General features: G+C 67.4%; 7 protein-coding genes. 1 reads left to right on the plus strand and 6 read right to left on the minus strand.

Annotated features, from left to right (window positions below; translation table 11 throughout):
• Positions 1-41: 41 nt before the first annotated feature.
• Positions 42-1,736, minus strand: coding sequence for a malate synthase A (gene aceB, locus ACZ50J_RS08165; protein WP_464300771.1), 1,695 nt, complete (start codon positions 1,734-1,736; stop codon positions 42-44).
• Positions 1,737-1,928: 192 nt separating this feature from the next.
• Positions 1,929-3,221: an isocitrate lyase gene (gene aceA / locus ACZ50J_RS08170; protein ID WP_464300772.1), complete on the minus strand. Its 1,293-nt coding sequence runs from the start codon at positions 3,219-3,221 to the stop codon at positions 1,929-1,931.
• Between the two features lie 178 nt (positions 3,222-3,399).
• On the opposite strand from aceA, the gene ACZ50J_RS08175 reads away from it, so the two are divergent.
• On the plus strand, positions 3,400-4,917 hold the full coding sequence (locus ACZ50J_RS08175; RefSeq protein WP_464300773.1) for a helix-turn-helix domain-containing protein: 1,518 nt from the start codon (positions 3,400-3,402) through the stop codon (positions 4,915-4,917).
• A 36-nt stretch (positions 4,918-4,953) separates the two neighbouring features.
• On the opposite strand, the gene ACZ50J_RS08180 is transcribed toward ACZ50J_RS08175, so the two are convergent.
• The 4 genes from ACZ50J_RS08180 to ACZ50J_RS08195 form a co-directional block, all read right to left on the minus strand.
• A complete protein-coding gene (locus tag ACZ50J_RS08180; protein WP_464300774.1) occupies positions 4,954-8,475 on the minus strand; it encodes an ATP-binding cassette domain-containing protein in 3,522 nt (1,173 codons plus the stop codon).
• A 187-nt stretch (positions 8,476-8,662) separates the two neighbouring features.
• Positions 8,663-9,604 (minus strand): glycine betaine ABC transporter substrate-binding protein, encoded by a 942-nt coding sequence (locus tag ACZ50J_RS08185; RefSeq protein ID WP_464300775.1) that lies wholly within the window; start codon positions 9,602-9,604, stop codon positions 8,663-8,665.
• A 57-nt stretch (positions 9,605-9,661) separates the two neighbouring features.
• A complete protein-coding gene (locus tag ACZ50J_RS08190) occupies positions 9,662-10,579 on the minus strand; it encodes an ABC transporter permease (RefSeq protein ID WP_464300776.1) in 918 nt (305 codons plus the stop codon).
• Complete coding sequence (locus ACZ50J_RS08195) at positions 10,576-11,874, minus strand: quaternary amine ABC transporter ATP-binding protein (RefSeq protein ID WP_464300777.1); 1,299 nt, start codon at positions 11,872-11,874, stop codon at positions 10,576-10,578. Before ACZ50J_RS08195 ends, ACZ50J_RS08190 begins: the two co-directional genes overlap by 4 nt.
• Positions 11,875-12,083: the final 209 nt, after the last annotated feature.

Genomic DNA, 12,083 nt, shown 5'->3' on the forward strand with positions numbered 1-12,083 from the left:
CCCCGCAGACGGCGGGAGTGGGGGTCAGTCGATGGTCGGGATCAGGCAGCCGGCTCGGCCGAACCGTCCTGCGCCGGCGCGACCTGCTCGGACTGGCGCAGGTCTTCCCGAGTGTTGGGCGTCATTCGCAACGCCTGCTCGGTCAGGTAGCGCACGTAGGCGTAGTTGGTGAAGAAGCCGGGCAGATAGTCGCTCAGCGCGGTCACCGTCAGCACCTCACGCGCCGCCTCGAAGCGGTCGGCCGACTCCTTGTCGAGGCCGCGCGTGAGCTTGGCCATCTCCTCGTCGATCACCCGGTCCAGCAGCTCGCGCGTCACGTGCGGGCCTTCGGCCAGCTGCGACTCGTGATGCAGCCACTGCCACAGCTGAGCACGCGAGATCTCAACGGTTGCAGCGTCTTCCATCAGATTGTCGATTGCGACCGCGCCCTTGCCACCGACCCAGGCGGCGAGGTAGCGCAGGGCCACCGAGACGTTGGTACGCACACCGTTCAGGCTGATCGTCTGCTGCACACCGTCGAGCGACACGAGGTCACGCGCGTTGACGGTGACGGCCTGACGCAGCGAACGCTGGTCGGTGCGATCGCCGAGCACGTGCCGGTATGCCGCCAGGCAGGTCTCGACGACCGCCGGGTGCGCCACCCAGGAACCGTCGAAGCCGTCGGTCGCCTCGCGCTGCTTCTCGGCGCTGACCTGCGCCAGTGCGCGGTGCTGTGCCTCCGAGTCCTGACCGGTCGGGTTCACCGCCGCCGGTGCACCGATGGCGTAGGCCCACCGCTTGTGGCAGGTCGCGACCAGCAACTGGGTGAAGGCGCGCAGGAACGGCGTCGTCATGGTGATCTTGTCCCGGTCCGGCAGCACGAACTCGTCACCGCGGTGGGAGAAGGTGCGCACGTAACTGAAGATGTAATCCCAGCGACCCGCGTTCAATCCGCTGCAGTGCGAACGCAGTTCGTAGAGGATCTCGTCCATCTCGAATGCCGCCGGCAGCGTCTCGATGAGCACCGTCGCACGGATCGTGCCCTGCGGTATGCCGAGCTCGCGCTGGGCGAGCACGAAGACGTCATTCCACAGCCGTGCCTCGAGGTGTGACTCGACCTTCGGCAGGTAGAAGTACGGACCGGCGCCGTTCTCGATCAACTGCTTGGCGTTGTGGAAGAAGTACAGACCGAAGTCGAAGAGCGACGCGGAGATCGGTCGGCCGTCGATCGTGATGTGCTTCTCGCAGAGGTGCCAGCCGCGCGGTCGCATGATGATGGTCGGACCGTCGCCGTCGGTGGTCAGCGTGACGCCGTCGGACGACTCGTAGCTCAGGTCGCCCCGGATGGCGTCATACAGGGTGATCTGGCCGTCGATGATGTTCTGCCAGGACGGAGCGACACCGTCCTCGAGGTCGGCCAGCCAGGTCGACGCGCCGGAGTTCATCGCATGTGCAGCGGTCTTGCGGGTGGCCGGTGCCACGAGTTCACAGCGGCGGTCGGAGAGTCCGGGAGCGGGCGCCGCGACCTTCCAGGTCGGGTCGGCCCGGATCGACGCCGTCTCGGGCAGGAAGTCCAGATTGGCGCCCGCGGTGATCTCCTTGGACCGGGCGCGCCGGTCTGCGAGGAGTTCGGCGCGGCGGCCGGCGAAGGCGCCGTCGAGCGTGGCTACGAAGGCAAGAGCTTCCGGGGTCACAATCTGGTCGAAGCGTGGGTGCTTGGTGCCGTGCACCACTGGAGTGCCGTGCGTGTCACACATGACAGGTGTCCTTTCCGGGTTGCGAATTGCCTTGGTGTTGCTGGTGGTTCGATGCGCGGCGAGATCCGGGGATCTCGAACTTGCTGAGTTTGGGTTTACCCGGGCCTGCGCAGCCGGAGCCAGGTGACTGCGCAGACCCGGGTAAGTGGGTGGTGATCGACGCTCAGGCCGATCGAGTGAAGCAGCGGGTGATCAGAACTGTGCTGCCTCGGTGGAGCCCTTGAGCGCGGTGGTGGCGCTGTCCGGGTTCAGGGCGGTGGAGACCAGGTCGAAGTAGCCGGTGCCGACCTCGCGCTGGTGCTTGGTCGCGGTGTAACCGCGCTCCTCGCTGGCGAACTCCTTCTCCTGCAGCTCGACATACGCCTTCATCTGCTCGCGGGCGTAGCCGTGGGCGAGGTCGAACATCGAGTAGTTGAGGGCGTGGAAGCCGGCGAGGGTGATGAACTGGAACTTGAAGCCCATCGCACCCAGCTCGCGCTGGAACTTGGCGATCGTCTCGTCGTCCAGGTGCTTCTTCCAGTTGAAGGACGGGCTGCAGTTGTAGGCCAGCATCTGGTCCGGGAAGTCCTTCTTGACGGCCTCGGCGAACTGCTTGGCCAGCTCGAGGTCCGGGGTGCCGGTCTCCATCCAGATCAGGTCCGCGTACTCCGCGTAGGCCTTCGCACGGGAGATGCAGGGCTCGATGCCGTTGCGGACCTTGTAGAAGCCCTCCGCGGTGCGCTCACCGGTCAGGAACTCGCGGTCGCGCTCGTCGACGTCGGTTGTCAGCAGCGTGGCCGCCTCGGCGTCGGTCCGGGCGATGATGACCGACGGGGTGCCGGAGACGTCGGCGGCCAGGCGGGCGGCGTTCAGGGTGCGCACGTGCTGCTGGGTCGGGATCAGCACCTTGCCACCGAGGTGGCCGCACTTCTTCTCCGAGGCCAGCTGGTCCTCCCAGTGCACACCCGAGGCGCCCGAGGCGATCATGTTCTTCATCAGCTCGAAGGCGTTGAGCGGACCACCGAAGCCGGCCTCCGCATCGGCGACGATCGGCACGATCCACTCGTCGACCGTCTTGATGCCCTCGGAGAACTCGATCTGGTCGGCGCGGAGCAACGCGTTGTTGATGCGGCGCACGACGGCCGGCACGGAGTTGGCCGGGTAGAGCGACTGGTCGGGGTAGGTCTGGCCGGCGAGGTTCGCGTCACCGGCGACCTGCCACCCGGACAGGTAGATGGCCTTGAGGCCAGCCTTGACCTGCTGGACGGCCTGGTTTCCGGTCAGCGCGCCGAGCGCGTTGACGTAGTCCTCGGTGTGCAGCTTGTCCCACAGCTGCTCGGCGCCGCGCTTGGCGAGGGTGAACTCCTCCTGGACCGAGCCGCGCAGCTTGATGACGTCGCCTGCGGTGTAGTCGCGCTTGACGCCGGCCCAGCGGGGGTTGCTGTGCCAGTCGTTCTGCAGGGCGGTCTCCTGCTCGGTGGTGCTGGGCTGCTGCTCGGTGCTCATAGCTCCTGCGGTCCTTTCACAAATGCGGTGCGTTCGATGAACCCAACTCTGCGGTAACCACCAGCCCGATCAACAGCAGGTTTCAGATAAAAAAACGCGAAATTTGCGATAGCGTCGGCCCATGGCCCGAGTTTCACCGACCCAGTCCCGCGGCAAGAGTGTCAAAAACCAGTCTTCTGTGACCCCCGCCACACAAAAATCCGACCCCGGCCGACTGACCAGTCCCGAGGCGAAGACGACCGTCAAGGAAACGAAGAACGCACCCGACGCCCTCACCATCGGCCGCCGCGTGCGCCACGTCCGCCAAGAGGCCGGACGCACGCTCGGTGATGTCGCCGAGGCCGTCGGTATGTCGACCTCCGCGCTGTCGTTGATCGAGAACGGCAAGCGGGAGCCGCGGCTCTCGGTCGTGTCGGCGCTGGCCGCCGAGCTGGACACGCCGCTGGCCGACCTGTTGTCGACCGCGCCGCCAAGTCGCCGGGCCGCGCTCGAGATCCGGCTGGAGCGGGCGCAGCGGTTGCCGTCATACGAGTCGCTGGGGCTGCCGCGGGTGAAGGTCAGCCCGCGGCTGCCGACCGAGGCGTTGGAGGCGCTGGTCGGGATGCACGAGGCGATGGCCTCCGCACGCGCCGACAGTGCGGCGACCCCCGAGCACGCGCGCCGCGCCAACGCGCAGCTGCGTGAGCGGATGCGGGCCGCCGACAACTACTTCGGCGACATCGAGGAGGAAGCGGGCAAGCTGCTCGCTGCGATCCACCACCCCGGTGGCCCGATCAGCCGCGCCGCGGTCGACCGGATCGCCGCGCACCTCGGCTACAAACTGGTGCACACGTCCGACCTGCCCGGGTCGACACGCACGGTGACCGACCTGCACAACCACCGCATCTATCTGCCGCAACCCGAAGCAGGACAACATGATTCGCGTTCGCTGGCGTTGCACGCAGTGGGGCATCTGATCCTCGGGCACCAGCCCCCGGCCGACTACGCCGAGTTCCTGTCGCAGCGAGTCGAGATCAACTACTTCGCCGCCGCGCTGTTGATGCCGGAGGGGGAGACCGTCGACTTCCTGCAGCGCGCCAAGGCCGAGAAGGACATCGCGATCGAGGACCTGCGGGATGCCTACGCGGTGTCCTACGAGACTGCGGCACATCGCTTCACCAATCTGGCGACGCGTCATCTCGGGCTGCCGGTGCACTTCATGCGGATCAGCCAGGACGGCGTGGTCTACAAGGCGTACGAGAACGACGGCGTCCGTTTCCCGACCGACCCGTCGGGTGCCATCGAGGGGCAGCGCGTATGCCGCTCCTGGACCGCCCGCCGGGTGTTCGAGCAACCCGACCTGTCGCAGGCCTACCAGGCATACACCGACACCCGGTCGGGCACGTACTGGTGCACGGCGGTGATCGACCGCACGCGCGACGGGCTCTTCGCGGTCAACGTGGGCGTGCCCTACCAGCACGTCAAGTGGATGCGTGGGCGTGAGACGACCGAGCGTGCCGTGTCCCGCTGCCCGGACCCGAGTTGTTGCAACCAGCCGCCGGAAGGACTCGCCGAGCGCTGGTCCGGTCAGGCCTGGCCGTCGGCGCGGGTGCACTCGCACCTGCTCGCCGCCATGCCGCCCGGCGTGTTCCCGGGCGTCGACGACACCGAGGTCTATCGCTTCCTGGAGCGGCACGCGTCCGCCGCGAGCAAGTGACGACTGTCGTCAGTTTGTCGCCCGAAACTGCACGGATCAGCCGGCGAGGTGGTCCCAGCGGTCGCGCAGCTCCGTCCATGGCCCGATGTCGGTGACCTCACCGTCGACGAGCACGACGACCCGGTCGGCCTGGGCGAGCGCGGCCCGCTTGGAGGTCGCGCCGATCACGGTGGTGTGCCGTTCGCGCAGCGCCGCCCACAGCTCGATCTCGGTGCTGGCATCCAGTGCACTGGACACGTCGTCGGCGAGGAGCAGCTCGCTCTCGGTGGCGAGAGCGCGAGCCAGGGCGAGCCGCTGCACCTGACCGCCGGACAGTCGGACGCCGCGATGGCCGATGACCGAGTCGGCGCCGCCGGCAGCCTCCACGTCGGGCGTGAGGCGGGCGGTCGCGACGGGCTCGTCGAACGGACGGTCGTGACCCAGTTGCACGTTGTCGGCGAACGTGCCGGACAGCACCCGCGGGACCTGCGCGACGTGGGCGACCTGCGCCGGCCGCAGGAACGCCTGCGCGTCGGCGACCTCCTCGTGGTTCCACTGCAGTGACCCGCTGTGCGACAGCAAACCCGCCAGCGAGCTGAGCAGGCTGGACTTGCCCGAGCCGATCTGGCCGAGCAGCAGGACGAACTCGCCACGCTCCACCGACAGATCGACGCCGCTGACGCCGATGGTCCCGTCGTCGTGTATGGCGGAGAAGTCTCGAACGGTCAGCTCCCGCAACGGGTTTCGCTCGACCTTCGCAGGAGCGGGCGCGGTGCCCTCGAGCAGGTTGATGCCCGGTGCCAGGTCGACCAGGTCCACGCCACCGGCGAACCGGCTGGTGGCCTTCTGCCACGCGCGTGCACCCGGAGCCTCGGTCACGACGGACCCGGCGACACGACCGAACCAGTCGAAACCACTGACCGCGTTGGCGACCAGGATCGCCGTGGCCAGTCCCCAGACGTTCTTGAAGTAGGCCGCCCACGCGACCACCACACCGACCTGCACCAGGATGATCGGCACGCCGTCGAGAACCGCGCGGACCCGGTGCTCGGAGATGGCAGCGTCGACCCGGCCGCCATCAACTTCCTGCAGGTGGCGGTGCACCTCGGGGGTGCGAGCAGCCAGCTTGACGGTGCGCGCGGACTCCAAGGCCGAGACCAGGGCGCGACCGAAGTTGGCGCGGGACGCGGATGCCTTGGCAGCGGATCGACCGGCGATCGGTCGGCCGCCGGCGGATGCGACTGCTGCGCCGACCATCACGCCGAGCAGCACGAGTCCGGCCAGGACCGTGCCGCCGATGAAGGCGGTGACGACCGCGATGAGCAGACCGTTGATGAAGTCGACCCACCGGTCGGCATACATCGCGAACCGGTCGGAGTCGAGCGCGCGACCCATGACCTCGCCCGGAGGTGTCTTGGCCAGCCGGTGGCCACGGGTCTGCCCGATCAGCACCGCCATCCGGGTGCGCAGTAGCACCTCGATCCACCACCGCGGGTAGCGGCGGATGGCCTCGGAGAGCATCAGCGGTCCGGCGAGGAGGCACACGACGAGCAGGACGCCCAGCGTGGTCGGGGTGTGACCGTCCTTGAGGTCCTGGACGGCGTTGCCCCAGACCAGACCGGTGACGGCACCGAGGGATCCGAGTAGTGCCGAGCCGAGGAACAGCCCGATGGCCACCGCGCCCCACCGCGGGGTGATCCGGAGCGCGTGGGCGACACCGCGTGCCAGCGACGGGCCGTGACCCGGGTCGTCGAGATCCGGCGGCGGACCGGTGCGGCGGCGTCCGCCGACCTGGTGCACCGCAGCGTCGTGCTCGGCCTGTTGCTCCTCGATCTCGTGCGCTGCGGAGGCCTCCAGCAGTGACCGGAACGGGCCCTCGGCGATCGCGAGCTCCTGGCGGGGGCCGCTCTGCACGAGGCGGCCGCGATCGAGCACCGCGACCTGGTCGGCGCGGGCGATCGTGCTCAGCCGGTGTGCGACCAGCACGCCGGTGCGGCCGGCGAGCAGGTGCTCAGCCGCGGATACGACGCGACGCTCGGTCAACGGGTCCATCCGGGCCGTCGCTTCGTCGAGGACGACGACCCGCACATCGCGGACCAGCAGCCGGGCGAACGCGACCAGCTGCTCCTCGCCCGCGGACAGTGAGGTGCCGCTCGCGCCGAGCATCGTGTCGAGGCCGTCGGGCAGTCCGTCGACCCAGTCGGTCAGGCCGAGCCGGTCGACCGCGTCGACGATGGTCGCGCGCGGGATGTCCGCGAAGAGCGCGATGTTCTCGGCGAGTGTGCCGACCAGCAGCTCGGTGCGCTGGGTGACGACGCCGACCGCGGAACGCAACTGCGTCAGGTCGAGCGTCGTCACGTCGGCATCGCCCAGGAAGACCATGCCGCGGGGCGGCTCGACCGCGCGGGACAGTAGTGAGGCCAGGGTGGACTTGCCGGAACCCGTGCGTCCGACGAGCGCGACCGTGTGTCCGGCGGGGACGTGCAGAGAAAGGTCTTGCAGCGCGAAAGTGCCCTCGTCGTAACTGAATTCGAGGTTCTCGAGGCGTATGTCGAGAGGCGTCTTGGGGAGGGACGCACCGCCGGTCGGCTCGGGCTCGACCGACAGCATCTGGCGCAGGCGGATCAGTGCACCGATGCCGGTCTGCAGGTCCGGCAGGTGCCGAGCCGTCATGTCGATCTGGCCGACGAACGTGGTGGTGACGAGGAACAGGGTCACGACGGAGGCGACCGACATGCCGCCACCGGAGACGAGTGCGATGCCGACGAGGCCGACCGCGGCCAGCAGTCCGTGCAGCAGGACACTGGCGCGCAGTGTCAAGAGCCATTCGAGGTCGAGCACCCGGCGGAACCGCTCATGGATGGTCGCGGACAGTCGCGCGAGCCGGGCGACGGCGAACGGCTGGCCCAGACTGGTGCGCAGGTCGTCCGCACCGGCGATGCCCTCCTCGAGTGCGGCGGCATGGTCGGTCCAGGCGATCTCCTCCTGGACCTTGCGACGCGCCAACTCGCCGAGCTTCGGCTTGATCACCAGGAACGTCACGCTGGCGATCGCGGGGAACGCGATCCAGGCCGGCCACCAGGTGAAACCGGCGATCAGCCACATCGGGACCAGTGCGACGAGGGTCTGCAGCAGGCGCCATACCTGCTGGCGGAGCAGCGTGCCGACCTCGTGGGTGTCGTCGTCGACGCGGTCGAGAACCTCGCCGACCGCCTGCTCCGACAACGCCGAAAGTGGTTGGTGCAGAGCGGCATCCAGCAGATCGCCACGTAGCGCGCCTTCGGCGCGGTCGATGATCGAGGCCCAGAAGAACCTGCCGATCGTGTCGAGCACCGCACCACCGACGACGCACGCGGCGAGCAGGGTCACCAGGGTGCTGGTCGGGTGCGCGGCCAGCCGACCGGCGACGACGGTGCCCATCGTCTGGGCGACGGTGCCCACGGCGAGCACCGTGAGCGTCAGTGTCGTGGGTATGCCGGCGAGCCGCCGCCAGCCGAGCTGACGACGGTGATCCTGTGGGGGAGTGGTCGACGGCTGGGTGACGGTGCCGTCGGCGGCACGAGAGGCGGTGGTGGTCATCGTTGCTCAACGCTACGCGGATGCACCGACAATCGCATTTTCATTTTCAGGGGGTCGACAGGCCCTTCGAGACGCCCGCTCGTTCCTCACGGGCTCCTCAGGGATCTCACCTCAAGAGATATGACGAAGGGCGCGAAACCGACTATTGGACAGTCGGTTTCGCGCCCTCGACGGAGTTCCGGCGGGTTCAGCCCTTCAGCTGATCCAGGGACGTGATGTCCATGTACTTCGGCACTGCGATGGTCAGCGGTGCCTTGTCGTACCACGTGGTGATGTCCGTCAGGTCCTTGCCGTACTTCGCCCAATAGGTCTTGTGCGTCGCCGGCAACCAACCGTCCAGGAAGAGGTCGATGTCGCCCTTGTCCAGGCCGACGTAGACCGGTCCGGCGTCGGAGATCTGCTGGATCTTGACCGTGTAGCCCTTGGCCTCGAGGATCTGCTGCCACATGTGCGTGGTCGCGACGTCCTCGTCCCAGTTGATGTATCCGATGGTGATGTTCTTCTTGCCGGGCTTGGCGGTGACGCCCTGGGAGAGCTTGTCGACGAAGCTCTTGTTGCTCTTGATCCAGGCCGTTGCGCCGTCCGCGGGCTTGCCCTTGTGCTTCTGCATCGCTTCGTTCTCCAGCGGCGCGAGCGTGGCATCGGTCATGTGGAAGTTCTTCAGCATCGCGTAGACCTCGGGGAAGTCAGCCTTGAAGTTCTTCGTGCCGATCGCGTGAATGCCGTCCGGCCTGCCCATCGCACCCTTCGGGTCCTTCAGGTCGCGCAGCGGGAACGCGCTGTATGCCCAGTGCGGCCGCCACAGCGTGACGATGATCGGCTTCTTCGCGTCGACGGCCTTCTTGAGGGCGGCGAGCATGGCGGGGGTGGTGGAGGTCTGCAGCGTCCAGTCGGAGAGGCCGTACTCCTTGAGCATGTTCTTGGTGGCGATCGTCAGGCCGGCACCCGGCTCGATGCCGATGATCTTGTGACCGACGTCCTTGCCGACGTCGGAACCGCCGCTCTTGCCGGAGTCGCCGCTGTCGCCGGAGCCGCCTCCCGACGATGCCGCGGTGCCACAGGCGCTGAGCAGCCCCCCGGCACCCAGTGCGGTCAGGCCGGCAAGGACGTTTCGTCGTGTCTGTTCCATCAGTTCCGTTCCTCTTCTCTCCTGAGTCTCTACAGCGTTGTGTTCAGTGCGTTGTGTTCAGTGCGTCATACCGGCGCCGAACATCGTGGCGGCGGCGCGACCTCGGCTGCGGATTCGCTCGACCTCCGAGCGCAGCCCGAGTTGGGGCTTGGTCAGGCCATCGGTCACTCGGTCGAGGTACATCGCGAGAATCACCACCGACACACCCGCTTCGACGCCGAGGCCGACGTCCAGTTGCGAAAGCCCCTGGAAGATCCCTGCGCCGAGACCCGGCGCGCCGACCGCCGCCGCGATCACGACCATCGAGAGCGAGAGCATGATGATCTGGTTGATGCCGGCCATGATGCTGGGCAGTGCGAGTGGCATCTGAATCTCGCGCAGCACCTCGCGCGGGGTGGCGCCGAATGCCTGTCCGGCCTCGACCATCTCGTCGTCGACCTGCCGGATGCCGAGCTCGGTGAGTCGTACACCCGGGGGCATTGCGAAGACGACAGTCGCCAGCACCGCGTTGGCGGCGCCCAGGCCCATCAGGAAGAGGCCGGGGAGCACATAGACGTATGGCGGCAGCGTCTGCATGAAGTCGAGGATCGGCCGCACGACGGTGGACGTTCGCTTCGACCGGGCGGCCCAGATGCCCACCGGAATCGCGATGGCGATGGCGATGATGCTGCCGACCAACACCTGGCTGAGCGTCTGCACCATCGGCTCGAACTGGTCGAGCCCGTCGATCAACAGGAATCCGACGGCCGACAGGATGGATGCCTTCCAGCCGCGGGTCAGCCACGCGATGAGCGCGGCCGCGATGATGATCGCGATGACCGGGACGTCCTTGGTCAGCAGGTCGGTGATCCAGTCGACCGGGTGGTTGATCACCGAGGCCAGGCCGTCGAAGAACGGTTGCCAGTGGTCGGTCAACCAGTCGACGACGTCGTTCGCCCACGACCCGAGGTGGATGCGTGGCATCACCGTGCTCATCGGTCTTCTCCCATGGTCGTCTTGGTCAGCAGGTCGGTGGCGCTGTTGCCCGAGTGCACTTCCTCACCCGCGGAAGGTGCTGGTACGTCATCGATTTCGACCACCCGGGTCGTCTCGTGACTGTCCACCTGGCCCAACGCAGCCAGCAGCGTCACGCGCGGTATGACGCCGCGCAGCTTGTTGTCGGCATCGACGACCGGGAGCGGCAGTCGCACGTTCGCGGCCGGGGTGAACAGGTGCGCGGCCTGCTCGTCGACGGAGACGGCGGTCTCGATGGGTTCGACGAGCGACTCGATCGTCGGCAGCTCGCGGTTCGCGGCGACCGTCTCCTCCATGACATAGCCCTGCAGGGTGCGGTCCCGGCTGACGACATACAGACCGGCCTGCTGGTGCTCGCGCATCATCTTGTGTGCGGCCTTCGGCCCGTTGCCCAGACCGAGCGTCGCGACGGGTGGCTCCATGATCGAACCGGCGGTCAGCACCCGGGTGCGGTCCACGTCGGCAATGAACTGCGCGACATAGTCGTTCGCGGGGTCGGTCAGGATTTCCTCGGCGGTGCCGATCTGCACGATGCGGCCGTTGCGCATCATCGCGATCCGGTCACCGATCCGCATGGCCTCGTTGAGGTCGTGGGTGATGAAGACGATGGTCTTGCCGAGCTTCTGCTGCAGCTCGATCAGCTGGTCCTGCATATCGCGACGGATCAGCGGGTCGAGCGCGCTGAACGCCTCGTCCATCAGCATGATGTCGGTCTCGGCAGCGAGCGCGCGGGCCAGACCGACACGCTGCTGCATGCCGCCGGACAGCTCGCCCGGCTTGTGGTCGGCCCAGCCGTCCAGACCGACCATGCTGAGCGCCTCGCGCGCCTTCTTGTTGCGCTCGGACTCCTTGAGGCCCTTGATCTTCAGGCCGTATGCCGCGTTCTGCAACACGGTCCGGTGCGGGAAGAGCGCGAAATGCTGGAAGACCATGCTGATGTGCTCACTGCGGGTCTTGCGCAGTTGGGCACCGCTCATGGTGCTGATGTCCTCGCCGTGGATCAGGACCTTCCCGGAGGTGGCCGGGTGCAGGCCGTTGAGCATCCGGATCAGCGTGGACTTGCCCGAGCCGGACAGGCCCATGACGACGAAGATCTCGCCTTCCCGGACGTCGAAGGAGGCGTCGATGACGGCGGGTGTCACGTCATACTTCTCGCGAAGTTCGGCAGGGTCGGCGCCTTCTTCGAGTCGCTTCACCACCTCGTCCGGCCGTCGACCGAAAACTTTGTACAGGTGTTGCGCCTGAAGCACCGACACGCCGATATTCCTCCTGCTGAGACAGCGGTATCCGGCCGGGGGACAACACGACCGGTGCCTCCACCGGAACATAAATCGGACACATATCCAAATCGACGAGACGATTGTTATCGGGCGGTTACGAACGGAAAAGTGCCTGCAGGCAACCTCTCGGCGCGGGTGTGCGTCTTCATGACAGATCGGCTCGGACACGACAAGCAACGACTCTC

It is taken from the genome of Flexivirga sp. G2 (genome assembly GCF_055397625.1).